This is a genomic window from Aminobacter sp. J41 (assembly GCF_000526635.1).
Taxonomy (GTDB): domain Bacteria; phylum Pseudomonadota; class Alphaproteobacteria; order Rhizobiales; family Rhizobiaceae; genus Aerobium.
Map to the genome: position 1 here is coordinate 1 of NZ_JAGL01000042.1, position 24,236 is coordinate 24,236.

Consider the following 24,236-nt stretch of genomic DNA (forward strand, 5'->3'; position numbering starts at 1 on the left):
CTACATGACCTTCCCGAAGGAGCATCGGGCCAAGCTTCACAGCACGAATCCGATCGAACGCCTTAACGGGGAGATCAAGCGGCGCACCGATGTCGTCGGCATATTCCCGAATGACGACGCCATCGTGCGTCTCGTCGGAGCCCTGCTGCTCGAACAGAACGATGAATGGGCCGTTCAGCGTGCCCGCTACATGACGCTGGAAAGCGTCGGACAATTGAGCGATGATCCCTTCATCAGCCTGCCAGCAGTAGCAGCACGCTGACCAACCCGGCCAAGCCGGACAGCACGGCGACCAATGCCGTCAGTTACACCACGCGGTGGGACACCATCTAGGGTCCGGAGGGCGACGGATGAGCATGGCAGCGAGTGCGCGACTGCCGGTGGGGTGGAGATGTTCAGGCATGGATCTCCTGCTCGCGCCCGCATCGCGGGCTTGGCGGGGATGACGAGGTTTTGGTGTCGCGGTCTCACGTTACCGACTACCGACAGTGACGTCGCACTCGTCTCGCCAGTTTCTTGTTGCGCTTCCACCTCGTCATACCCCGGCTCGACCGGGGTATCCATGCCGGAACGTTTCCGGCTCACCAGCGGGGAAGAACAGGGGCGGCGTTACCTTCTTGCGCGGCTCCGCGAAGGGTGGGGCCGATTGCGCAGGTCTAGAGCTCCTCATCTACCTTGGACAGTGCCCGGCAGCCCCTCCGCCGCCTTCGGCGTCACCTCCCCCGCTTCGCAGGGGAGGATCCCCGGCGTGGCCTTCAGTTCGGTCGCGTCGAGAACTGATCAGCTGGTTTCGTGGCTTTGCTTGAGAATGTATTGCCCGTCGCCGGACACTTGCGTCTTCCATCTCCACCGGCACGCCCGGATCCTCCCCCATTTATGGGGGGACCATGCGAAGCATGGTGCAGCGGGCTCGTGAAGCGCGGCGCGCCCGCACATAGGAAGGAACGCCCCTCAATCGAGCCGGTACGGCACCGCTCCCCGAACATTCGGGTCCACCACCAGTCGTCGCTTGAGTGGCGGGACGGCGCGCTGGGTGCAGTTGACCCGCTCGCAGATGCGGCAGGAAATGCCGATCGGATCGAAGGCGGCGCGGTTATCGATGTCGAGGTCGTCGGCATAGACGAAGTCGCGCGCGTGGGTCACCTCGCAGCCGACGGCGATCGCATAGCGCCGCTGCGGCGCGCGAAAACCGCCGCCGCCCTTGCTGATCTCGGTGGCAAGGCACAGGTAGCGCACTCCGTCCGGGGTCTCCGCGAGCTGGCGGATGATGCGGCCGGGCTGCTCGAAGGCCTGATGCACGTTCCAGAGCGGGCAGGCGGCACCAAAGCGCGCGAACTGAAGCTTGGCGGCGCTGTGGCGCTTGGTGATGTTGCCGGCGCGGTCGATGCGCGCGAAGAAGATCGGGATGCCCTTGCGGCCCGGCCGCTGCAGCGTCGACAGCCGGTGCGACACCTGCTCGACGCTGGCTCCGAAGCGCATGGCAAGCAATTCGAGGTCATGGCGCAGCTCGCGGGCAGACGCCATCAGCGCCTCGTAGGGCATCATCAGCGCCCCGGCGAAATAGTTGGCAAGGCCGATCTTGCAAATGGCCTTTGCCTCGGGCGTGCGAAAGCCCGCGCTTTCTGTGACCGCGTTGATCGTCGACGTCATTTCCAGCGTGCCGATCTGGAACGCGGTCTGGAAGCTGCGGGTGGAGACCGGCGAGAACGGGTCGAGATAGAGGAGCTTCCGGTCGGGGTCGTAGCGGCGCAGCGCTTGCTCGTCGGTGCTGGCGCGGGTGGTGCGGATGCCGTGCCGGCGTTCGAGATAGTCCGGCAGCGCGGCGGAAGGATCTCGCTCAGGGATGCCCAGCTTTGCCGCGAGGTCCTCGGCGGCGATGTCGAGGTCGTGGATGTAATTGTCGACGAAGTGAAAGAAGTCGCGCACCTCGTCGTAGGGGGTGGGCTCGGCGGCAGCCGATCTGCCCAGAGTGTCGTCGACGCTCGCAAGCTGCTCCGAATTGCGCCGGTAGGCCTCGTGGGCGGCAATCAGCGCATGAGCAAAGCCCGGCGCATTCTGCACCACCATCTTCATTTCCTGCAGCGACGGCCGGAACGTGTCGAACAGCGGATCGCTGATCGCCTCCGACAGCGCCGACAGCAGCCGCTCGCTTTCGCCCGCCGAGAACTCGGAAATGTCGACCCGGAAGTTTTCCGCAAGTGACAGCAGCACACCGGCCGAGACAGAACGCTGGTTGTTCTCGATCTGGTTGAGATAGCTGGTCGAGATGCCGATGCGTTCGGCAAACCGCGCCTGGGTCAGGCGGTTGGCTTCGCGCAGGTCGCGGATCTTGCGGCCGATGAAGAGCTTGGATCGCTGCATTCGCAATTTCGCAATTTACAATGTTGCGAATTGTACTTTACGCGTTTGCGCCCTTTCAAGGGTTTTCTGACCGGCCCGGAAGCGTTAAGCGCACAAGCCGGCAAACCATCCGCTATAGTCGTTGCAGAAGTTTCCTGATGCAGACGATCCAGATCACAGAAGACGAGGCTGCCGCTGATGCGTGAAATACTGGAACAACTGGCCGAGCGCCGCGCCAAAGCCTGGGAGGGCGGCGGTCCGAAGCGCATCGCGGCACAACATGCCAAGGGCAAGCTGACCGCGCGCGAACGCATCGAGGTTCTTCTCGATGAAGGCTCGTTTGAAGAGTACGACATGTACGTGACCCACCGCGCGGTGGATTTCGGCATGGCCGCGCAGCAGTATCCCGGCGATGGCGTCGTCACCGGCTGGGGTACCATCAACGGCCGCATGGTCTACGTCTTCTCGCAGGATTTTACCGTCCTCGGCGGCTCGCTGTCCGAGACCCACGCGCAGAAGATCTGCAAGATCATGGACATGGCGATGCGCAATGGCGCGCCGGTCATCGGTCTCAACGACTCCGGCGGCGCCCGCATCCAGGAAGGCGTTGCCTCGCTTGCGGGCTACGCGGAAGTCTTCCGCCGTAACTCGGAAGCCTCGGGCGTCATCCCGCAGATTTCGGTGATCATGGGCCCGTGCGCTGGCGGCGCGGTCTATTCGCCGGCGCTGACCGACTTCATCTTCATGGTTCGCGACTCCTCCTACATGTTCGTCACCGGGCCGGACGTCGTGAAGACGGTGACCAACGAGATCGTCACTGCCGAAGAACTGGGCGGCGCGCGCACGCATACGCAGAAGTCCTCGGTTGCCGATGGCGCCTATGACGACGACATCGAGGCGCTGGAGCAGGTTCGCCGCCTTTTCGACTTCCTGCCGCTGTCGAACCGCGAAAAGCCGCCGGTGCGCCCGTTCCACGACGATCCGGCGCGCATCGACATGAAGCTCGACACGCTGATCCCGGACTCGGCCACCAAGCCCTACGACATGAAGGAGCTCATCCTCGCGCTAGCCGATGAGGGCGACTTCTTCGAGATCCAGGAAGCCTACGCCAAGAACATCATCATCGGCCTGATGCGCATGGAGGGTCAGACGGTCGGCGTCGTCGCCAACCAGCCGATGGTGCTCGCGGGCTGTCTCGACATCGACTCCTCGCGCAAGGCCGCGCGCTTCGTGCGCTTCTGCGATGCCTTCAACATCCCGATCCTGACGCTGGTCGACGTGCCGGGCTTCCTGCCGGGCACGGCGCAGGAATATGGCGGCGTCATCAAGCATGGCGCGAAGCTGCTGTTTGCATATTCGCAGGCAACCGTGCCGATGGTCACGCTGATCACCCGCAAAGCCTATGGCGGCGCCTATGACGTCATGGCCTCCAAGCACATCGGCGCCGACATCAACTACGCCTGGCCGACCGCCGAAATCGCGGTGATGGGCGCCAAGGGCGCGACCGAGATCCTGTACCGCTCGGAACTCGGCGATGCCGAGAAAATCGCCGCGCGCACCAAGGAGTACGAGGTCAACTTCGCCAACCCGTTCAAGGCGGCGGAGCGCGGCTTCATCGACGGGGTGATCATGCCGCATTCATCGCGCCGCCGCATCGCCAGGGCATTCGCGATGCTTCGCACCAAGAAGCAGGAGCAGCCCTGGAAGAAGCACGACACGATGCCGCTGTGACGAGGTCTTGAGATGAACAAGCCGAAGCTCACACCGGAAGCAGCCCGTCGGGATCATCGCGAAATGCTGATGTACCTGGCAATGAACGCCGCCGCCGGCGCGTTGATGGGCGCGCTGGTCGCGATCGCGATCATCTGGTTCGACGCGGGCGGCATCGGCACCCGCATCGCCCGCTCGTCGCACCAGATCATTGGCACCCTCTTGCTCGTCGTCCCCTTCGCCGCGGTTTTCGGCGGCGTGGTGGCGGCATCAGCCATCATCACCATGCCCTATGAAAAGAAGTTCAGGGACTGAGCCCGTGAGGATTGGAGACCTGTAATGTTCAAGAAGATCCTCATTGCCAATCGCGGTGAAATCGCCTGCCGCGTCATCCGCACCGCTAAGAAGCTGGGCATCAAGACGGTCGCCGTCTATTCGGATGCCGACCGCGACGCGCTGCATGTGAAGCAGGCCGACGAGGCGGTCCACATCGGCCCCGCGCCGTCCAGCCAGTCCTACATCGTCATCGAGAAGATCATCGACGCGATCCGCCAAACGGGTGCCGATGCCGTGCATCCGGGCTACGGCTTTCTGTCGGAGAACTCGAAGTTCGCCGAGGCGCTCGAGAAGGAAGGCGTCACCTTCATCGGTCCGCCGGTCCGCGCGATCGAGGCGATGGGCGACAAGATCACCTCGAAGAAGCTCGCGGCCGAGGCGAAGGTGAACACCGTGCCGGGCCACATGGGCCTGATCGAGGATGCCGACGAGGCCGTGCGTATTGCGAGTTCCATCGGCTATCCGGTGATGATCAAGGCCTCCGCCGGCGGCGGCGGCAAGGGCATGCGCATTGCCTGGAACGACGAGGAAGCCCGCGAAGGGTTCCAGTCCTCGAAGAACGAGGCGAAGTCGTCGTTCGGTGACGACCGCATCTTCATCGAGAAGTTCGTCACCCAGCCGCGCCACATCGAGATCCAGGTGCTGGGCGACAAGCACGGCAACGTCATCTATCTCGGCGAGCGCGAGTGTTCGATCCAGCGCCGCAACCAGAAGGTCGTCGAGGAGGCGCCGTCGCCGTTCCTGGACGCCGCGACCCGCAAGGCGATGGGTGAGCAGGCCGTCGCGCTGGCGAAGGCCGTCGGCTACCACTCGGCCGGCACCGTCGAGTTCATCGTCGACGGCAACCGCAACTTCTACTTCCTCGAGATGAACACCCGCCTGCAGGTGGAGCATCCGGTCACCGAGCTCATCACCGGCATCGACCTCGTGGAAGAAATGATCCGCGTCGCGGCCGGCGAAAAGCTCAAGCTCGGCCAGGATGACGTCAAGCTCAATGGCTGGGCGATCGAGAGCCGCCTCTATGCCGAGGATCCGTACCGCAACTTCCTGCCGTCGATCGGCCGCCTGACGCGCTATCGGCCGCCGGAAGAGGGCGCGCAGGACGACGGCACGATCATCCGCAACGACACGGGCGTATTCGAGGGCGGCGAGATCTCGATGTACTACGACCCGATGATCGCCAAGCTCTGCACCTGGGCGCCGACCCGCGACAAGGCGGTGGCGGCGATGTCGCAGGCGCTGGACGACTTCGAGGTCGAAGGCATCGGCCACAACCTGCCCTTCCTGTCGGCGGTTATGGAGCACCCGCGCTTCAGGGAAGGCCGGCTGACCACCGCCTTCATCGCCGAGGAGTGGCCGGAGGGCTTTGCCGGCGTCCAGCCGGACGCGGAGGCCTCGCGCGTTCTCACGGCTGTTGCTGCCTTCATCAACTTCCGCTCGCAGCGCCGCGCGGTGCTGATTTCCGGCACGCTTGCCAACCACGCCCGCAAGGTCGGCCACGAATGGGTGGTCAGCTTCGCCGGCCAGTGGATCCCGGTGACGATCAAGGACGACGCATCGCGCACGGTCGTCAGCTTCGAGGATGGTGAGACGCTTGCCGTCACCTCGGACTGGCTGCCGGGCCGCACCCACGCGCACTTCCTCGTCAACGGCAGGCGCATCGGCGTGAAGGCCCAGGCGGTCAACTCCGCCTTTCGCCTGCGCTGGCGCGGCATCGACGAGAAGGTGCACGTGCGCACCCCGCGCGTTGCCGAGCTTGCAAGGCTGATGCCGGTCAAGCTTCCGCCGGATACCTCGAAGATGCTGCTTTGCCCGATGCCAGGCGTCATCACATCGATCGCGGTCAAGGAAGGTGACGAGGTTCAGGAAGGTCAGGCGCTCGCGACCGTCGAGGCCATGAAGATGGAAAACGTGCTGCGCGCCGAGCGCCGCGGCATCGTCAAGAAAATCGCCGTCGAGCCGGGTGCAAGCCTGGCCGTCGATGAGCTGATCATGGAGTTCGAGTGATGAACTTCCTCTTGACCCCCACCCCTTACCCCTCCCCACAAGGGGGAGGGGAGTTGGGCTACGCCAGAGCCAGGCGAACGCTTTCCAGAACTGCACTTGGCAACAAGGTCCCCCTCCCCCTTGTGGGGAGGGGTAAGGGGTGGGGGTATCACGCCGCCACCGCAAAGCTTTTGACTTCTTCAAACCAGGGGAGCGTGTCATGACCAATCCCGACCTCGAGAAGTGGCGCGCGCTTGCCGAGAAGGAGATCAAGCGCGACCCGGACACGCTGGTGTGGAACACGCCGGAAGGCATTCCGGTCAAGCCGCTCTACACCGCCGACGACCTGCAGGGCATCGGTCACCTCGACTCGCTGCCGGGCTTGAAGCCGTTCGTGCGCGGGCCGCGCGCGACCATGTATGCCGGCCGGCCATGGACCATCCGCCAGTATGCCGGCTTCTCGACTGCGGAGGAGTCTAACGCCTTCTACCGCAAGGCGCTGGCTGCCGGTCAGCAGGGCGTTTCGGTCGCGTTCGACCTCGCCACCCACCGTGGCTATGACAGCGACCACCCGCGCGTCGTCGGCGACGTCGGCAAAGCGGGCGTTGCGATCGACTCCGTCGAGGACATGAAGATCCTGTTCGACGGCATCCCGCTCGGCGAGATTTCCGTGTCGATGACCATGAACGGCGCGGTTATCCCGATCCTCGCCAGCTTCATCGTCGCGGGTGAAGAGCAGGGCGTGCCGCGAGAAAAGCTCTCCGGGACCATCCAGAACGACATCCTCAAGGAGTTCATGGTCCGCAACACCTACATCTACCCGCCGGAACCCTCGATGCGCATCGTTGCGGACATTATCGAGTACACGGCCAAGGAGATGCCGAAGTTCAACTCGATCTCGATCTCCGGCTACCACATGCAGGAGGCCGGGGCGACGCTGGTGCAGGAGCTCGCCTTCACGCTGGCCGACGGTCGCGAATATGTCCGCGCGGCGCTCAAGAAGGGCCTCAACGTCGACGACTTCGCCGGCCGCCTGTCGTTCTTCTTCGCCATCGGCATGAACTTCTTCATGGAGATCGCCAAGCTGCGCGCCGCGCGCCTCTTGTGGTCGCGTATCATGGAAGAGTTCGAGCCGAAGAAGCCGTCGTCGCTGATGCTGCGCACGCACTGCCAGACCTCGGGCGTGTCGCTGCAGGAGCAGGATCCGTACAACAACGTGATCCGTACCGCCTATGAGGCGCTCTCGGCCGCGCTTGGCGGTACCCAGTCGCTGCACACCAACGCGCTCGACGAGGCGATTGCGCTGCCGACCGAATTCTCGGCGCGCATTGCCCGCAACACGCAGCTGATCCTGCAGCATGAGACGGGCGTGACCAAGGTCGTCGACCCGCTCGCCGGCTCCTACTACGTCGAGAGCCTTACCAACGAACTGGCCGAAAAGGCCTGGGCGCTGATCGAGGAAATTGAGGCGATGGGCGGCATGACCAAGGCCGTCATCGAGGGCCTGCCGAAGCGGCTGATCGAAGAAGCCGCGACCCGCAAGCAGGCGGCGATCGACCGCGGCGACGAGGTCATCGTCGGCGTCAACAAGTACCGGCTCGAGAGTGAGGACGAGCTCGATATTCTCGAGGTCGATAACAAGGCGGTGCGCGAGGCGCAGATCGCCCGCATTGAGCGGGTTCGCCGCCAGCGCGACCCGAAGCGCTGGGAAGAGGCGCTTGCGAACCTTCGTGAGGTCGCGCGCAGCGGCAAGGGGAACATTCTCGAGGCGGCCGTTGAGGCAGCCCGCGCCCGTGCGACGCTCGGCGAAATCTCCGACGCGATGCGCGAGGCGTTCGGCGACCATGCCGCCGAGCCGAAGGTCGTGAAGAAGGTCTACGGCGCCGCCTACCAGGGCGAGCCGGAATACCAGACGCTGGTCGACCGCATCGACGGCCTGACGCAGACGCTGGGCGAGCGCCCGAAGGTACTCGTCGCCAAGCTCGGCCAGGACGGCCACGATCGTGGCGCAAAGATCATCGCATCGGCCTTCGGCGACATCGGCTTCGATGTCGTTGCCGGGCCGCTGTTCCAGACACCGGAGGAGGCGGCCGAGCTCGCCGTCGCCAGCAAGGTTCATGTCGTCGGCATGTCCTCGCTCGCGGCCGGCCACAAGACGCTCGCGCCGCAACTGGTTGACGCACTGAAGTCGCGGGGCGCGACGGATGTGATCGTCGTGGTCGGAGGCGTCGTGCCCCGGCAGGATTACAAATACCTGCTGGATCATGGCGTCGCCGCCGTCTTTGGGCCGGGTACCAACGTGCTTGACGCAGCGCGCGGGGTGCTCGACCTGATGGAAGGCAAACGTCGGAACGCGTAGCGGGGCGCTACGTTTCCGGGGGACGCCGGCATGACCTGCCGGCGTCGGCCTCCCTCATTTTACAACCAAGAGTTGCCTTTCATCTGACCACATCCAGATTATGCTCGGCACGCATAAGGGAGTGATCAGCATGAACGACGAAGCGGAGATCCTGTTCGGGAAGCGCGGGCGGGCCGGCCTCATCACACTCAATCGCCCGAAGGCGCTGAATGCGTTGAATGCGAAAATGGTGGCGCTGATGCACCCGCAGCTCATCGAGTGGGCTTCCGATCCCGACGTCGATCTCGTCGTGATTCGCGGCGAGGGCGAAAAGGCCTTCTGCGCCGGCGGCGACATCCGCCAGTTGCATGACTGGGGCAGGGCGGGCGATCCGGCCATGCGCGCCTTCTACCGCGACGAATATCGCCTCAACGCCTACATCAAGTCCTATCCGAAGCCCTATGTCGCGCTGCTCGACGGCATCTGCATGGGCGGCGGCGTCGGCCTGTCGGTTCACGGGAGCCATCGCGTGGCGACCGAAAAGCTGATGTTCGCGATGCCCGAGACAGGCATCGGCTTCTTCCCGGATGTCGGCGGCACCTACTTCCTGCCGCGCATGCCGGGAAAGGTCGGCACCTGGCTTGCGCTGACTGCCTCGCGGCTTGGCCAGACCGACGCGCTGTGGGCCGGCTTTGCCACGCATGCGGTCGCCTCCGCCGACATTCCGGCGCTGACCGATGCGCTGTGCGAGGAGGGCAACCCCGACGAGACCATCCCCGCCTTCGTCATGGCGACAAGTGAATCGTCGGTCGCGCAGATGCGGGAGGTCATCGACCGCTGCTTCTCGGCCGATACGGTCGAGGCAATCCTCGAACGTCTCGACGACGAAGGCGGCGAGTGGGCCGAAAAGCAAGCGGCGACCATCCGCTCGAAATCCCCGAACAGCCTGAAGATCGCGCTGCGCCAGATGCAGGAGGGCGCGAAGGTCGACTTCGAGGAGTGCATGCGCATCGAATACCGCATCGTCTCGCGCGTCGAGAAGGGCGCCGACTTCTACGAGGGCGTGCGCGCCGTGATCATCGACAAGGACCACTCGCCGAAGTGGCAACCTGCGGAGCTGACCGACGTGAGCCAGGAGGCCGTTGACGCCTATTTCGCGCCGCTGCCGGACGAACTCGACCTTGGCGCACTCGATCGCACGGAGAATTCGGCGTTGGCCGATTGACCGCTTCCGCCATTCGACCTACTCCCGAAACACGTTTCAGTTCGGAGGTTTGGAATGGCATTCGCGCGCGTCAACGGCGTCGTCCTTCATCATGAAGTCCGTGGCAGGGCGGATGGCCCGACGGTGGTGTTCTCCAACTCGCTCGGCACGGACTTCCGTATCTGGAACGAGGTGAGCGCGGCGCTGGAGCCCAACTACCGCGTGGTGCTCTACGACAAGCGCGGCCACGGCCTGTCGGAGGCGACGCCGCAGCCCTACCGGATGGGCGACCACGTCAGCGACCTTGCGGCGCTGCTCGACCATCTTGGCGTGAAACAGGCGGTGGTCGTCGGCCTCTCCGTCGGCGGCATGATCGCCCAGGGCATCGCCGCTGCGCGTCCTGACCTCGTCAAGGCGCTGGTCCTTTGCGACACGGCGCACAAGATCGGCACCACCGAGGCCTGGAACGCGCGCATCGACGCCGTCAATGCCAACGGCATTGCCTCGATCGGTGACGCGATCATGGAACGCTGGTTCACCCCCGGCTACCGCTCTCCGGAAAACCCGGACTTCGCCGGCTACACCAACATGCTCACCCGCACGCCGGTCGACGGCTATGCGGGCACCTGCGCCGCGCTGCGCGACGCGGACCTCACCGCCTCCACCTCTATGCTGAAGCTGCCGGTGCTGTGCATCGTCGGCGACCAGGACGGCTCGACGCCGCCAGATCTTGTTCGCACCACCGCGAACCTGATCGAAGGCTCGCGCTTCGAGATCGTCAACGGCGCGGGGCACATCCCCTGCGTCGAACAGCCGGAGCAGACCATCGCGCTGATCACCGGTTTCCTGAAGGAAATCGGCTGGCAGTAAGCGCCTGACGGCGCATTCGCGAAGGGGAGGAGAAGCGAATGGAAAATCTGGTCACGGTTGCACGCGACGGCGGTATCGTCGTCGTCACCATCGACAACCCGCCGGTCAACGCTCTGAGCTTTCGCATGCGCGGGCCGCTGCGCGATGCGCTGGCAGAACTCGATCGTGACGACGGTGTTCAGGCGATCGTGCTCACCTGCGCCGGCCGCACCTTCGTCTCCGGGGCGGACATCAGCGAATTCGGCACGCCCGTGGCGCTGGCCGAACCGACGCTGCCGCAGCTCTGCACGCAGCTCGAGGCTCTGTCGAAGCCGGTCATTGCGTCGATCCACGGCAGCGCGCTGGGCGGCGGGCTGGAGCTTGCGCTCGCCTGCCACTATCGCGTCGCGGACAAGGCGGCGAAGGTTGGCCTTCCCGAGGTGAAGCTTGGACTCATCCCGGGCTCCGGCGGCACGGTGCGTCTGCCGCGCCTGACAGGGCCGGAAAAGGCGGTCGAGCTGATCGTCTCCGGCAACCCGGTCGGTGCAGCGAAGGCGCTGGAATACGGCATCATCGATGCTGTCGCGGAAAATGACCTCGTCGCCACGGCGATCGCTTTCGCAAGGGACAAGGCAGGGCAGGGGCAGCATAAGGCAGTTCGCGAGCGTGACGATCTGTTGAAGGCCGCAAACCTCGAAGCCTTCGATGCAGCCGTCGCTGCCCTGACGAAAAAATCGCGCGGGTTGGAAGCACCTGTTGCGGCGGCGCAGGCTGTGCGCAATGCCATCACCATGCCGTTCGATGAGGCGCTGAGGGCCGAGCGCGAGACCTTCCTGCGGCTCGTTTCGGGCGACCAGTCGCGTGCGCAGCGCCACCTGTTCTTCGCCGAGCGGGAAGCGGCCAAGGTCGACGGCATCGGCAAGGAGACGCCTGTTCGCCCGGTGAAGAAGGTTGGGGTCATCGGCGCTGGCCTGATGGGCGGCGGCATCGCCATGGCCTTCGCCAATGGCGGCTTCGAGGTCGTCGTACTCGACATGAGCGACGAGGCGCTCGACCGCGGCTTCGCCAACATCGAGAAGACCTACGCGTCTTCCGTCGCGCGCGGTTCGCTATCGGACGAGGAGCGGCAGAACCGCCTGTTGCGCCTTGCCCGCGCCACAGACTACCGCGCGCTCGCCGATTGCGACCTCATCATCGAGGCCGTGTTCGAGGACATGGCGGTCAAGCACGACGTCTTCCGCAAGCTCGACGAGGTGGCGAAGGCCGGTGCGGTGCTTGCCACCAACACCTCCTATCTCGACGTCAACGAGATCGCTGCCGTGACCAGCCGGCCGCAGGACGTGCTCGGCCTCCACTTCTTCTCGCCGGCAAACGTGATGAAGCTGCTGGAGGTCGTTCGCGCAGCGAAGACCGCGTCGGATGTGATCGCAACCGCGCTCGATGTTGCCCGGAAGATCGGCAAGGTCTCGGTGGTCGTCGGCGTCTGCCAGGGCTTCGTCGGCAACCGCATGCTGACCGCCCGCGGCAATCAACTCGAGCCGCTGCTGCTAGAAGGCGCTTCGCCGCAGCAGGTCGACCGTGTATTCACCGAGTTTGGCTTCCCGATGGGCCCGTTCGCGATGATGGATATGGCGGGCCTCGACATCGGCTGGCGCAAGCGCAAGGTGCTCGGCCAGCGCGCGCTGATCGCCGATGCGCTCGCCGACGACGGCCATTTCGGCCAGAAGACCGGCCGCGGCTTCTACCGCTACACGGAAGGTTCGCGCACGCCGGAGCCGGATGCGGAGGTCGCGCGACTGATCGAGGAGACGGCGAAGGCGCAGGGTATCGAGCGCCGTGAAATCTCCGACCAGGAAATCCTCGAACGTACGCTCTACCCGCTGGTGAACGAGGGTGCACGCATACTCGAGGAGGGCATTGCCGCCGGCGCGTCGGATATCGACGTCGTCTGGGTCAACGGCTACGGCTTCCCCATTGGCAAGGGCGGGCCGATGTTCTGGGCTGGCCTCGAAGGCATCTCGAAGATCGTCGAGCGGCTCGACCACTGGCGCGGAAAGACCGGCGAAAAGGTGTTCGAGCCTGCGCCTTTGCTGCGCAAACTGGCGGTCGAGGGCGGAAGCTTTTCCCGCTGACGCATGGTAGCGCCGCCGCGGCGGGAACGTTTTTCCACTTTGGCGCGTCCCATGAACGTGCTTTGCCTTGGCAAAGGCATGATGCACAACTAGATGGAGCCCAACCGAAATCGAAGGGACCGCCATGGAATTCCGTCAGATCACCGAGGACTATTTCGTCTCGCCGCAGATCGCCATCGAGCACGTGGCGCAGATCAAGGAAGCCGGGTTCAAGAGCATCATCGCCAACCGTCCGGACTCCGAGGACGGCGCCGTCCCACATGACGAGATTGCCGCGGCTGCGTCCGAGGCTGGCCTTGAGTTCCGCTACATCCCGGTCATCAGCGGCCACATCACCGACGAGAACGTCGCCGACCAGAAGGTGGCGCTGGCCGAGCTGCCGAAGCCGGTTCTCGCCTACTGCCGTTCCGGCACCCGCTGCACCAACCTCTACGCGCTGGTCGAGCAGCTTCAGGGCTGATCCTATTCGCGCGCTGTCAGATCGGCAGCGCGCCCGTTTCCTTCAGCGTCTGCAGGACGATCGCCGTCTTCACGTGCTGCACGGAGTCGTGCGGCAGAAGGACGTCGTTGACGAAGGTCGCCAGCGACTTCAGGTCGGGCGTGACCACCTTCAGGATGTAGTCCATTTCGCCGGTGAGCGCGTGCGCCTCCTGCACCTCCGGTAGCCGTTCCAATAGTTCCGCAAAGCGCCGCGCATTGTCGCGGTTGTGCGTCGCCAGTGTCACCGAAATGACGTTGACCAGCGGAAAGCCGAGCCGCTCGCGGTCGAGCACGGCGCGGTAGCCGCGGATAAGCCCTTCCTCTTCTAGCCGCTGCCGGCGCCGTGAGCATTGCGACGGCGAGAGGTTCACGCGCTCCGACAGGTCGTTGTTGGTGAGGCGCGCGTCGTCCTGCAATAGCGACAGGATCTTGCGGTCGAATTCGTCAAGTTGCGCGGACATGGCTGCTTCCTCCTCCCTGATGCACGATCCGTGCACAGAGTGCCGCATCCAGGCATGAGTATGCAAGCACCTCGCATGGGGCAGGTGTTATGCTTCCCTCATCTTTCGGACTCGCTCAGGGAGGAGCCAGGATGGGACCGTTTCCACACGACGCGCCGCCGGCCGTCATATCAGAACAAAATCCAGCCGGTACGGATGGCTTTGAGTTTGTGGAATTTTCCCATCCTGAGTCCGGAAAGCTCGAGGATCTATTCGCCCGCATGGGCTACACGAAGGTTGCCCGTCACCGGACGAAGAACATCACCCTCTGGCGCCAGGGCGACATCAACTACCTCATCAATGCTGAGCCCGGTTCGCACGCCATGCGCTTTGTCGAAGAGCACGGCCCCTGCGCGCCGTCGATGGCCTGGCGCGTGGTGGATGCGAAGCATGCCTTCGAGCATGCGGTGGCACGTGGCGCCCAGCCTTACCTTGGCAACGACAAGGCGCTCGACGTGCCGGCTATCGTCGGCATCGGCGGTTCGCTGCTCTACTTCGTCGACAAGTACGGCGAGAAGGGGTCGGCCTATGATGCCGAGTTCGAGTGGCTGGGCGAGCGTGACCCGAAGCCCGAGGGCGTTGGCTTCTACTATCTCGACCACCTGACCCATAACGTCTATCGCGGCAATATGGACAAGTGGTGGGACTTCTACCGCAACCTGTTCGGCTTCAGTCAGATCCACTACTTCGACATCGACGGGCGTATCACCGGCCTCGTCAGCCGCGCGATCACCTCGCCCTGCGGCAAGATCCGCATTCCGCTCAACGAGTCGAAGGACGACACCAGCCAGATCGAGGAATACCTTCGCAAATACAAGGGCGAGGGCATCCAGCACATCGCCGTCGGCACCGAGGAAATCTACGACGCGACCGACAAGCTGGCGGAGAATGGCCTCAAATTCATGCCGGGTCCGCCGGACACCTACTATGAGCGTTCGCATGAGCGCGTGCGCGGCCACCAGGAGCCGATCGAGCGGATGAAGAAGCACGGCATCCTGATCGACGGCGAGGGCGTTGTGAATGGCGGCATGACCAAGATCCTGTTGCAGATCTTCTCGAAGACCGTCATCGGCCCGATCTTCTTCGAATTCATCCAGCGCAAGGGCGATGAGGGCTTCGGCGAGGGAAATTTCCGCGCCCTGTTCGAGTCGATCGAGGAAGACCAGATCCGCCGCGGCGTCATCAAGCCGGCACAGGCGGCCGAATAGAACTTTCGCAGACAGCCAGGGGACTGACCGGCTGTCTGCTTTACCTTACGTTCAATGCGCTATCCTTCGCTTTCGCTTTTGGCTAAGCTGCGCAAAAAAAGCGAAAACAGAGGGAGCCGCATGTATCTGCCACCGCGTCATGCAGAGATCATCCGTTTGGCCAAGGATAATGGCCGCGTGCTGGTCGAAGAGCTCTCGGCACATTTTGGCGTGACGCCGCAGACAATTCGCAAGGACCTGAACGAGCTGTGCGACCGCCGGCTGCTTTCGCGCATTCATGGCGGCGCGCTGTTCCCGTCCGGCATCGAGAACGTCCAGTACGAGGCGAGGCGCAAGATCGCAGCCGACGAAAAGGATGCGATCGGCCGCGCCGCGGCGAAGATCATTCCCGACAGCGCCTCGCTGTTCGTCAACATCGGCACCACCACGGAAGCCGTCTCCAACGCGCTTCTCGACCACAAGGGGCTGATGGTCATCACCAACAACATCAACGTCGCCAACAGGATGCGCGTCTACCCCTCGATCGAGGTGGTGATCGCCGGCGGCGTCGTGCGCGGTTCGGATGGCGGCATTGTCGGCGAGGCGGCCGTCGACTTCATCCGCCAGTTCAAGGTGGACTATGCCGTGATCGGCACCTCGGCCATCGACCATGACGGGGCGCTGCTCGATTTCGACTTTCGCGAGGTGAAGGTCGCGCAGGCGATCCTCGCCAATGCGCGCCACGTCATCCTCGTCGCCGACTCGACCAAATTCGAGCGGACCGCACCGGTTCGTATCGGCCACATCTCACAGGTGAACACCTTCATCACCGACGAGTGCACCGTGGATGCCGTGCGCAGGGTCTGCGTTGAGGCCGAAGTGCAGCTGATCGAGACGAACAAGCTGGGGACCGAGGCGGTCAGGACGCCTTGATTTCCTTTGTCTTTCAGATAATTTTCGCGTCACTTTCGAATTTGCGGGGCTGAGCGGCCCGCGCGCCTTTCACGATCAGACAATGCCCGCCGGGACGGGCCGGGAGGAGACATGGGCGGATACATTCTCGCCATCGACCAGGGCACCACCTCCAGCCGCGCGATCATCTTCGACGGCAAGATGCAGATCGTGGCGATCGGCCAGAAGGAATTCACCCAGCACTATCCGGCCTCCGGCTGGGTCGAGCACGACCCGGAGGAAATCTGGGACACCACCGTCTGGTCGGTGAAGAAGGCGCTGAAGGACGCGAAGCTCGAGGCCTCCGACGTCGCGGCGATCGGCATCACCAACCAGCGGGAAACGGTCGTCATCTGGGACAAGGCGACCGGCAAGGCGATCCACAACGCCATCGTCTGGCAGGACCGCCGTACCGCGCGCATGTGCGAGAAGCTGAAGAAGCAGGGGCTGGAGCCGAAGTTCACCAAGAAGACCGGCCTTCTGCTCGATCCGTATTTCTCCGGCACCAAGATCGCCTGGCTGCTCGACAAGGTGAAGGGAGCAAGGAAGCGCGCCGAGAAGGGCGAGCTTCTCGCCGGCACCATCGACTCGTTCCTGATCTGGCGGCTGACCGGCGGTAAGGCACACGTGACGGACGCCACCAACGCCTCGCGCACGCTCGTCTACAACATCGAGACGAACGACTGGGACGCCGAGCTTCTCAAGATCCTCGATATCCCGAGCGCGATGCTGCCCGAAGTGAAGGACTGCGCGGCCGACTTTGGCGTGACCGAGAAGGCGCTGTTCGGGGCGGAAATCCCGATCCTCGGCGTTGCGGGCGACCAGCAGGCGGCGACGATCGGTCAGGCCTGCTTCAAGCCGGGCATGATGAAGTCGACCTACGGCACCGGCTGCTTCGCGCTGCTCAACACCGGCGAGAAGCTGGTGCGCTCAAAGAATCGCCTGCTGACGACGATCGCCTATCGCCTCAACGGCAGGACGACCTATGCGTTGGAAGGCTCGATCTTCATCGCCGGTGCGGCGGTGCAGTGGCTGCGCGACGGGATCAAGGTGATCGGCAAGGCCTCGGAAAGCGGCGAGCTTGCCGCTGAGGCCGACGAAACGCAGAACGTCTACCTCGTGCCGGCCTTCGTGGGGCTCGGTGCGCCGCACTGGGATGCGGACGCGCGCGGCGCGATCTTTGGCCTTACCCGCAATTCCGGCCCGGCGGAGTTTGCGCGCGCGGCGCTCGAATCGGTTGCGTACCAGACCTATGACCTGCTGGTCGCGATGCACAAGGACTGGAAGGCCCGCCCGTCGGACACCGTTCTGCGAGTCGATGGCGGCATGGTCGCCTCCGACTGGACGATGCAGCGTCTGGCTGACCTTCTTGACGCACCTGTGGATCGGCCGACGATTCTCGAGACAACGGCGCTGGGCGCTGCCTGGCTTGCTGGTTCGCGCGCGGGCGTGTGGCCGGATGCAGAGGAATTTTCGCACAAGTGGGCTCTCGACTGCCGTTTCACGCCGTCGATGGATCCTGCGCTGCGCAAGAAAAAGCTCTCCGGCTGGACAGATGCTGTGAGCCGTACGCTTTCTGCATAGCTTATCTGACGCAAGGACGCTTTCCTTTCCGCGATCCGCGTGATACCAGCCCTTGCCATCCTGAAAGGGAAGTATCGGAGTCGCCGCCGGCCAGAGGGTCGCGGGCTCCTCCCGCGCATCCGCAGATACGAGGATCGGCAATGGCAAAAATCATCGAGACCGCAACCGGTGCCCTGGCACTAACCTTCGACGACGTGCTGTTGCAGCCCGCCCACTCGGAAGTGATGCCGGGCCAGACCAACGTGTCGACCATCATTGCTCGCGACATCGAGCTCAACATCCCGATTCTTTCGGCGGCGATGGATACGGTGACCGACGCACGCCTCGCCATCGCGATGGCCCAGGCGGGTGGTATCGGCGTCATCCACCGCAACTTCACCCCCGAAGAGCAGGCCGAGCAGGTCCGCCAGGTCAAGAAGTTCGAGAGCGGCATGGTCGTCAATCCGCTGACGATCGGCCCGGACGCAACGCTGGGCGATGCGCAGACGCTGATGCGCGAGCACGGCATTTCCGGCATTCCGGTCGTCGAGAACGGCGGCAAGGGCGGTCACACCACCGGCAAGCTGGTAGGCATCCTCACCAACCGTGACGTTCGCTTCGCGTCCGACCCGAACCAGAAGGTGCGGGAGCTGATGACGCATCAGAACCTCGTCACCGTGAAGGAAAACGTCGCCCAGGACGAGGCCAAGCGTCTTCTCCACCAGCACCGCATCGAAAAGCTCCTCGTCGTTGATGATGCCGGCCAGTGCGTCGGTCTCATCACCGTCAAGGACATGGAGAAGTCGCAGCTCAACCCGAACGCCGCCAAGGACGCCCAGGGTCGCCTGCGCGTTGCTGCTGCGACCAGCGTTGGTGACGACGGCTTCGAGCGCGCTGAGCGCCTGATCGACGCGGGCGTCGACCTCCTCGTCATCGACACCGCCCACGGCCACTCGCAGCGCGTGCTCGACGCGGTCACCCGCGCCAAGAAGCTGTCGAACTCGGTGCGCATCCTCGCCGGCAACGTCGCGACCGCCGAAGGCACCCGCGCCCTGATCGAAGCCGGCGCTGACGGCGTCAAGGTCGGCATTGGGCCTGGCTCGATCTGCACCACCCGCATCGTCGCGGGCGTCGGCGTTCCGCAGTTGTCGGCCATCATGTCGGCGGTCGAGGAAGCAGACAAGTACGGCATCGGCATCATCGCCGACGGCGGCATCAAATTCTCGGGCGACCTTGCCAAGGCCCTCGCGGCCGGCGCGGTCGGCGCGATGATCGGCTCGCTGCTCGCAGGCACCGAGGAAAGCCCGGGCGAGGTCTACCTGCACCAGGGTCGCTCGTTCAAGGCGTATCGCGGCATGGGCTCGGTCGGCGCGATGGCGCGCGGCTCGGCTGACCGCTACTTCCAGGCGGAAGTGCGCGACACGCTGAAGCTCGTGCCGGAAGGCATCGAGGGCCAGGTTCCGTACAAGGGCCCGGTTGCCGGCGTCCTGCATCAGCTGGTCGGCGGCCTTAAGGCGGCGATGGGCTATGTCGGCGCGGCCACGCTGCCCGACCTGCGCACCCGCGCGACCTTTGTCCGCATCTCCAATGCGGGTCTGCGCGAGAGTCACGCACACGACGTGACCATCACCCGCGAGAGCCCGAATTATCCGGGCGGCATCTGAGACCGGCGCACGCCGTTCCAGTCGACTAAATTCTGCAACCGGCAGCGGCGGAGCTTTTCGCCGCTGCCGGTAACTCTTCGACATTGCTAACCGAAACGCCCCGCCGCGCGCGTGCGCCCCGGGCCCAATGCATTGAGTAAGTCCCCGTGAAGTTTGCAGGGTTCTCGCGGTCCGTACTGGTTCGCACAGCTCAGGTTACTCTGATCGCGGCAGCAGCGTCGATCGGCATCTCGACCGGCGTACGCTGGATCCTGGGTGTCGAAGCTGACCACCTCACCGTCGCGGTTCGTATCATGCTGCCGCTCATGATCGCGGCTCCGATCAGTTTCGTCTGGTTCAGCCGGCTGGAACGTCTCGAGCTGTCCTACCGCAGGCTCTTGAGGGAGACGAGCCGGCTCGCCCGCAGGGCCAACACCGATCCGCTGACCGGCGTCCTCAATCGGCGCAGCTTCATCGAGCAGTTCGAAACCGCCTGTGGACACAGGATCGGCGGCAGTTTCATCATCGCCGATCTGGACTACCTCAAGACGATCAACGACCGGTATGGCCATCTCGCCGGCGACGACGCGATTATTGCGGCGGCGGATGCGCTGAAGCAGGTGCTGGGCGAGGAAAGCCTGATCGCGCGGATGGGCGGCGACGAGTTCTGCGCCTTCGTCCCGGGCGGCATCCGCGATGTCGATGCGCTGCCAGCCGCGGTCAATGATGCGGCGGCACGCAACTTCCGCGCCCGTAACGGCGAGGCAGATATCTGCCTTTCGATTTCGCTCGGCCATCAGATCTGCAAGCCGAACATGTCGTTCCGCGATCTTGTCGCGCAGACGGACAGCCACCTCTACCGCAAGAAGCAGAGCCGCGACTCTGTCGTGCAGCCGCTGCGGCTGGCGGCCGGGAAATAATCCGCGGCGTGCATTGCCGTTCCCGCCGCGACCGCTAGCTTAGAGAGGCGCGTGCTAGGGGAGGCAAGTCATGCAACAGACCGCGATATTCTGGCCGATGATCGCTCATGTGGTGCTGGTCATTTGCCTCTATGCCCTGCTGGGGCTGCGCCGCAAGCAGGCGGTAGAGCAGGGCGCTGCGAAGATTTCCCAGTTCCGGGAGAACAGAGAGGAGCCGCCGCAGAGCCTGTTCGTTCGCAACAGCCTCGCCAACCAGACTGAGCTGCCGCCGCTCTTCCACATCGCCTGCCTCGCACTCTACGAAACGGGCGGTGTCGGGACTTTCGTCCTTGTGGTTGCGTGGCTGTTCGCGATCTCGCGCTACCTGCACGCCTTCATCCACGTCACCTCGAACCGGATCCGCTATCGTCAGCCGGCCTTCCTCGTCGGATTCGTAGCGGTCATTGTACTCTGGGCCGCGCTAGCACTGCACTTGCTTCGCTGAAGACGCGACGTCGCGGATGATGCCCGCAACCGCCTCGTAGTCGTCCTGGCGGCTCGAATTGCGTCGCCATGCCAGCGCGATCTTCCGCAAGGGCGTCGGCTCGGCAAACGGCACGACCTTGAGCTCCGGTATCTGCGGACCGGCGGTGACGGCCATCTCCGGAATCAGCGTCACCCCCTGGCCGTGCGCGACCATCTGCAGGAGCGTTGTCAGGCTGGTCGCACCGTAGTTGGCAATTGCCGCCGGGCGGGCATTGGTGCACACCGCCAGCGCCTGCTCGCGCATGCAGTGGCCTTCTTCCAGCAGCATCAACCTGTCGAGTGCAGGGCTCTCCGGGGGCACTGGCGGGTTGATGAATTCAGGGTCGTTGCCTGGTACAGCGAGGAAGAAACGGTCCTCGAACAGCGGCTCGACGACCAGCGCCCGGTGTTCCACCGGCAGCGCCGCAATCATCGCGTCGAGGCGTCCAGCCGCGGTTTCCTCTATGAGGATGCCTGTGACGGCCTCGCGCAGCTCGACGTTCAGGTCAGGGAACTGCTCTTTCAGCGCAGGCAGCAGGCGGGGAAGGAGGTAGGGGGCCACCGTCGGGATGATCCCAAGCCGGAACCGGCCAGCCATGACCGAGCGCCCGCGCTGCGCATAGGCCTCGATCTCCCGCGTCTGCACCAGCACCGCCTCGATGCGCGGCTTCAGCGCCTGCGCGTCCTCGGTGAGATGCACGGTCCGGCCGCTCCGCTCGAAGAGCTTGCAGCCAAGTTTTTCTTCCATTTCCGCAATCTGCGTCGACAGCGCTGGCTGCGTGACGCCGACCATCTCGGCCGCGCGGCCGAAATGCAGCGTCTGCGTGACGGCCTCAAAATATTCCATCTGGCGGATCGTCAGCTTGATCATAAGATAAGGTTATCAGTGGAAATAGAAAATGCAATTTGAAACTATCGGTCGGGCCGACTAGTTTTGAATTATTCCAGATTGACGCTGGGGGAGCAGGGCAGCCGCAGAGAGCGGCGCCCAGGAGAGCGGCGAAAGCAGCGCTCCACTGACGACAAACAAGCCGCGCAACGAAGTTTCGAGCGCGGTAGCGGCTTTTCGTGTGCGCCGGCCCGCCGGCGTGCCGGCAATTGCAAGAACCGGAGATCCAGATGGACGCCCTTGAGGTAAACGAAAACAGCGAAACGACGCCCGAGAGCACCGGCAAGTGCCCGGTCGCGCACGGCGCGGCGAAGATCGCGTCGAACACGGCGATGCGCTCGAATCGCGACTGGTGGCCGAACCAGCTCAACCTGAAGATTCTGCACCAGCACTCCCAGAAGTCGAATCCGATGCAGCCGGACTTCGACTACATCGAGGAGTTCAAGAAGCTGGACTATGAGGGCCTGAAGGCTGACCTCCGCGCCCTGATGAAGGATTCGCAGGAGTGGTGGCCGGCCGACTTCGGTCACTATGGCCCGTTCTTCATCCGCATGGCCTGGCACAGCGCCGGCACCTACCGTACCGGCGACGGCCGCGGTGGCGCCGAGACGGGTCAGCAGCGCTTCGCTCCGCTGAACAGCTGGCCGGACAACGTCAACCTCGACAAGGCCCGCCGTTTGCTCTGGCCGCTCAAGCAGAAGTACGGCAACAAGATTTCCTGGGCAGACCTGATGATCCTCGCGGGCACCGTCGCGCTCGAGGACATGGGCGTGAAGACCATCGGCTTCGCCGGCGGCCGCGCCGACGTCTGGGAGCCGGAAGAGGACGTCTACTGGGGTTCGGAAGGCAAGTGGCTCGAAGACCAGCGCTATTCGGGTGACCGCGAGCTCGAGAACCCGCTCGCTGCCGTCCAGATGGGCCTCATCTACGTCAACCCGGAAGGCCCGAACGGCAACCCGGACCCGATCGCTTCGGCCCGCGACATCCGCGACACGTTCGGCCGCATGGGCATGAACGACTACGAGACCGTCGCGCTGATCGCCGGCGGCCACACCTTCGGCAAGACCCACGGCGCGGGCGACGCTGCGCTCGTCGGTCCGGAGCCGGAAGCGGCTGGCCTCGCTGAGCAGGGCCTCGGCTGGTCGAGCAAGTTCGGCACCGGCAAGGGCGCCGACACCATCGGTTCGGGCCTGGAAGTCACCTGGACGACCACCCCGACCAAGTGGACGAACAACTTCCTCTGGAACCTGTTCGGCTATGAGTGGGAGCTGACCAAGAGCCCGGCAGGCGCACACCAGTGGAAGCCGAAGCACGGCATGGGCGACGGTACCGTTCCGCACGCTCACCACAAGGACCAGCGCATTGGCCCGTCGATGCTGACGAGCGACCTCGCGCTGCGCTTCGACCCTGAGTACGAGAAGATCGCGCGTCACTTCCTCGAGAACCCGGACGAGTTCCAGGAGGCCTTCGCCAAGGCCTGGTTCAAGCTGACCCACCGCGACATGGGTCCGAAGACCCGCTACTACGGTCCGGAAGTTCCGGCCGAGGACTTCGTCTGGCAGGATCCGATTCCGGCTGTCGACCACCCGCTGATCGACGACGCGGATATTGCTGCCCTCAAGGTAAAGATCCTGGCTTCAGGCCTGTCCGTTGCTGAGCTCGTGTCGACTGCATGGTGCTCGGCCTCGACCTTCCGTGGCTCGGACAAGCGTGGCGGTGCCAATGGCGCTCGCATCCGCCTTCTGCCGCAGAAGGACTGGGAAGCCAACGAGCCGGAGCAGCTCGCCAAGGTTCTCTCGGTTCTCGAGAGCATCAAGGCCGAGTTCGATGCCGCGCAGACCAACGGCAAGAAGGTCTCGCTCGCTGACCTCATCGTCCTCGGCGGCGCTGCCGGTATCGAGGCTGCAGCCCGCGCTGCCGGCCACGAAGTGACGGTCCCGTTCGCACCGGGCCGCACCGACGCTTCGCAGGAGCAGACGGACATCGACGGCTTCAAAGTTCTTGAGCCGCAGGCTGACGGTTTCCGCAACTACCAGAAGACCCGCTTCTCGGTGACAGCTGAGGAGATGCTGGTCGACCGTGCCCAGCTGCTCACTCTGACCGCTCCGGAAATGACGGTTCTGGTCGGCGGCCTGCGCGTCCTCGGTGCCAACTACAAGGGCTCCAAGCACGGCGTGTTCACCGACCGTCCGGGTCAGCTGACGAACGACTTCTTCGTCAACCTGCTCGACATGGCGACCAAGTGGAAGCCGGTCTCGGAGGCCGAGGAGCTGTTCGAGGGCTACGACCGCAAGAGCGGCGACCTGCGCTGGACCGGTACCCGCGTCGACCTGATCTTCGGTTCGCACTCGCAGCTGCGTGCGATCTCGGAGGTCTATGCCCAGCAGGACAATCAGGCGAAGTTCGTCAACGACTTCATCGCTGCCTGGAACAAGGTCATGGACGCCGATCGCTTCGATCTGCGTCGCAAGTAATACGCCAGGTAAGGCGGTCGGGTGGGACCGCCTGGCCAGGCAAAAAGGGCGCGGAGAAATCCGCGCCCTTCAGACTGCTGACAAACCTCTGGCGTTAGCCGGAGGTTTTTGATTCACTGGGGCATGTTGAAGAAACCTGCTCCAGTTCAGACGGCGATCGAGATGGTGACGCTCGAGAGCCTTGTTCCAGCAGATCACCTGCTGCGCAAGATCGACGCGGTGATCGACTT

At 64.2% G+C, this 24,236-nt stretch carries 19 protein-coding genes; 16 read left to right on the forward strand and 3 right to left on the reverse strand.

Annotation, left to right across the window (positions count from 1 at the left end; genetic code table 11):
- Positions 1 to 262: transposase (locus L630_RS21780; RefSeq protein WP_034330844.1), on the forward strand; the 262-nt coding region annotated here is incomplete at its 5' end.
- Between the two features lie 689 nt (positions 263 to 951).
- On the opposite strand, the gene L630_RS0118255 is transcribed toward L630_RS21780, so the two are convergent.
- A complete protein-coding gene (locus tag L630_RS0118255; protein ID WP_024849650.1) occupies positions 952 to 2,361 on the reverse strand; it encodes an XRE family transcriptional regulator in 1,410 nt (469 codons plus the stop codon).
- Between the two features lie 177 nt (positions 2,362 to 2,538).
- On the opposite strand from L630_RS0118255, the gene L630_RS0118260 reads away from it, so the two are divergent.
- The 8 genes from L630_RS0118260 (at position 2,539) to L630_RS0118295 (ending at position 13,355) form a co-directional block, all read left to right on the forward strand.
- Positions 2,539 to 4,071 (forward strand): acyl-CoA carboxylase subunit beta, encoded by a 1,533-nt coding sequence (locus L630_RS0118260; protein ID WP_024849651.1) that lies wholly within the window; start codon positions 2,539 to 2,541, stop codon positions 4,069 to 4,071.
- Positions 4,072 to 4,083: 12 nt separating this feature from the next.
- A complete protein-coding gene (locus L630_RS0118265; RefSeq protein WP_024849652.1) occupies positions 4,084 to 4,365 on the forward strand; it encodes a hypothetical protein in 282 nt (93 codons plus the stop codon).
- Positions 4,366 to 4,389: 24 nt separating this feature from the next.
- Positions 4,390 to 6,393, forward strand: a complete 2,004-nt coding sequence (gene accC, locus L630_RS0118270; RefSeq protein ID WP_024849653.1) for an acetyl-CoA carboxylase biotin carboxylase subunit — start codon at positions 4,390 to 4,392, stop codon at positions 6,391 to 6,393.
- Between the two features lie 199 nt (positions 6,394 to 6,592).
- Positions 6,593 to 8,731 (forward strand): methylmalonyl-CoA mutase, encoded by a 2,139-nt coding sequence (gene scpA, locus L630_RS0118275; protein WP_024849654.1) that lies wholly within the window; start codon positions 6,593 to 6,595, stop codon positions 8,729 to 8,731.
- Positions 8,732 to 8,861: 130 nt separating this feature from the next.
- A complete protein-coding gene (locus L630_RS0118280) occupies positions 8,862 to 9,935 on the forward strand; it encodes an enoyl-CoA hydratase/isomerase family protein (protein WP_024849655.1) in 1,074 nt (357 codons plus the stop codon).
- Positions 9,936 to 9,989: 54 nt separating this feature from the next.
- On the forward strand, positions 9,990 to 10,784 hold the full coding sequence (gene pcaD / locus L630_RS0118285; protein ID WP_024849656.1) for a 3-oxoadipate enol-lactonase: 795 nt from the start codon (positions 9,990 to 9,992) through the stop codon (positions 10,782 to 10,784).
- Positions 10,785 to 10,822: 38 nt separating this feature from the next.
- Positions 10,823 to 12,895, forward strand: a complete 2,073-nt coding sequence (locus L630_RS0118290; protein WP_024849657.1) for a 3-hydroxyacyl-CoA dehydrogenase NAD-binding domain-containing protein — start codon at positions 10,823 to 10,825, stop codon at positions 12,893 to 12,895.
- Between the two features lie 124 nt (positions 12,896 to 13,019).
- Positions 13,020 to 13,355, forward strand: a complete 336-nt coding sequence (locus L630_RS0118295) for a TIGR01244 family sulfur transferase (protein ID WP_024849658.1) — start codon at positions 13,020 to 13,022, stop codon at positions 13,353 to 13,355.
- Positions 13,356 to 13,371: 16 nt separating this feature from the next.
- Here L630_RS0118295 and L630_RS0118300 read toward each other — a convergent pair whose 3' ends face one another.
- A complete protein-coding gene (locus L630_RS0118300; RefSeq protein WP_024849659.1) occupies positions 13,372 to 13,836 on the reverse strand; it encodes an Lrp/AsnC family transcriptional regulator in 465 nt (154 codons plus the stop codon).
- A 131-nt stretch (positions 13,837 to 13,967) separates the two neighbouring features.
- Here L630_RS0118300 and hppD point away from each other — a divergent pair, with 131 nt between their 5' ends.
- The 6 genes from hppD to L630_RS0118330 all read left to right on the forward strand — a co-directional run bounded on the left by hppD (position 13,968) and on the right by L630_RS0118330 (position 20,623).
- Entirely contained in the window at positions 13,968 to 15,083 is a 1,116-nt protein-coding gene (gene hppD / locus L630_RS0118305) for a 4-hydroxyphenylpyruvate dioxygenase (RefSeq protein WP_024849660.1), read from the forward strand.
- Between the two features lie 120 nt (positions 15,084 to 15,203).
- Positions 15,204 to 15,995, forward strand: coding sequence for a DeoR/GlpR family DNA-binding transcription regulator (locus tag L630_RS0118310; RefSeq protein ID WP_024849661.1), 792 nt, complete (start codon positions 15,204 to 15,206; stop codon positions 15,993 to 15,995).
- Positions 15,996 to 16,106: 111 nt separating this feature from the next.
- On the forward strand, positions 16,107 to 17,597 hold the full coding sequence (glpK, locus tag L630_RS0118315; RefSeq protein ID WP_024849662.1) for a glycerol kinase GlpK: 1,491 nt from the start codon (positions 16,107 to 16,109) through the stop codon (positions 17,595 to 17,597).
- A gap of 140 nt (positions 17,598 to 17,737) precedes the next feature.
- Positions 17,738 to 19,240, forward strand: a complete 1,503-nt coding sequence (gene guaB / locus L630_RS0118320; RefSeq protein WP_024849663.1) for an IMP dehydrogenase — start codon at positions 17,738 to 17,740, stop codon at positions 19,238 to 19,240.
- Positions 19,241 to 19,386: 146 nt separating this feature from the next.
- On the forward strand, positions 19,387 to 20,139 hold the full coding sequence (locus L630_RS0118325) for a GGDEF domain-containing protein (protein WP_024849664.1): 753 nt from the start codon (positions 19,387 to 19,389) through the stop codon (positions 20,137 to 20,139).
- 70 nt (positions 20,140 to 20,209) lie between these two features.
- A complete protein-coding gene (locus tag L630_RS0118330) occupies positions 20,210 to 20,623 on the forward strand; it encodes an MAPEG family protein (RefSeq protein WP_024849665.1) in 414 nt (137 codons plus the stop codon).
- On the opposite strand, the gene L630_RS0118335 is transcribed toward L630_RS0118330, so the two are convergent.
- On the reverse strand, positions 20,600 to 21,514 hold the full coding sequence (locus tag L630_RS0118335) for a hydrogen peroxide-inducible genes activator (RefSeq protein WP_024849666.1): 915 nt from the start codon (positions 21,512 to 21,514) through the stop codon (positions 20,600 to 20,602). The two genes, L630_RS0118330 and L630_RS0118335, sit on opposite strands and share 24 nt — an antisense overlap.
- A gap of 248 nt (positions 21,515 to 21,762) precedes the next feature.
- Here L630_RS0118335 and katG point away from each other — a divergent pair, with 248 nt between their 5' ends.
- On the forward strand, positions 21,763 to 24,006 hold the full coding sequence (gene katG, locus L630_RS0118340; RefSeq protein ID WP_024849667.1) for a catalase/peroxidase HPI: 2,244 nt from the start codon (positions 21,763 to 21,765) through the stop codon (positions 24,004 to 24,006).
- Positions 24,007 to 24,236: the final 230 nt, after the last annotated feature.

Bases quoted from the DNA above. Each gene is read 5' to 3' on its own strand.
- L630_RS0118255 (WP_024849650.1), bottom strand. From the start codon at position 2,361: ATGCAGCGATCCAAGCTCTTCATCGGCCGCAAGATCCGCGACCTGCGC.
- L630_RS0118260 (WP_024849651.1), top strand. From the start codon at position 2,539: ATGCGTGAAATACTGGAACAACTGGCCGAGCGCCGCGCCAAAGCCTGG.
- L630_RS0118265 (WP_024849652.1), top strand. From the start codon at position 4,084: ATGAACAAGCCGAAGCTCACACCGGAAGCAGCCCGTCGGGATCATCGC.
- accC (WP_024849653.1), top strand. From the start codon at position 4,390: ATGTTCAAGAAGATCCTCATTGCCAATCGCGGTGAAATCGCCTGCCGC.
- scpA (WP_024849654.1), top strand. From the start codon at position 6,593: ATGACCAATCCCGACCTCGAGAAGTGGCGCGCGCTTGCCGAGAAGGAG.
- L630_RS0118280 (WP_024849655.1), top strand. From the start codon at position 8,862: ATGAACGACGAAGCGGAGATCCTGTTCGGGAAGCGCGGGCGGGCCGGC.
- pcaD (WP_024849656.1), top strand. From the start codon at position 9,990: ATGGCATTCGCGCGCGTCAACGGCGTCGTCCTTCATCATGAAGTCCGT.
- L630_RS0118290 (WP_024849657.1), top strand. From the start codon at position 10,823: ATGGAAAATCTGGTCACGGTTGCACGCGACGGCGGTATCGTCGTCGTC.
- L630_RS0118295 (WP_024849658.1), top strand. From the start codon at position 13,020: ATGGAATTCCGTCAGATCACCGAGGACTATTTCGTCTCGCCGCAGATC.
- L630_RS0118300 (WP_024849659.1), bottom strand. From the start codon at position 13,836: ATGTCCGCGCAACTTGACGAATTCGACCGCAAGATCCTGTCGCTATTG.
- hppD (WP_024849660.1), top strand. From the start codon at position 13,968: ATGGGACCGTTTCCACACGACGCGCCGCCGGCCGTCATATCAGAACAA.
- L630_RS0118310 (WP_024849661.1), top strand. From the start codon at position 15,204: ATGTATCTGCCACCGCGTCATGCAGAGATCATCCGTTTGGCCAAGGAT.
- glpK (WP_024849662.1), top strand. From the start codon at position 16,107: ATGGGCGGATACATTCTCGCCATCGACCAGGGCACCACCTCCAGCCGC.
- guaB (WP_024849663.1), top strand. From the start codon at position 17,738: ATGGCAAAAATCATCGAGACCGCAACCGGTGCCCTGGCACTAACCTTC.
- L630_RS0118330 (WP_024849665.1), top strand. From the start codon at position 20,210: ATGCAACAGACCGCGATATTCTGGCCGATGATCGCTCATGTGGTGCTG.
- L630_RS0118335 (WP_024849666.1), bottom strand. From the start codon at position 21,514: ATGATCAAGCTGACGATCCGCCAGATGGAATATTTTGAGGCCGTCACG.
- katG (WP_024849667.1), top strand. From the start codon at position 21,763: ATGGACGCCCTTGAGGTAAACGAAAACAGCGAAACGACGCCCGAGAGC.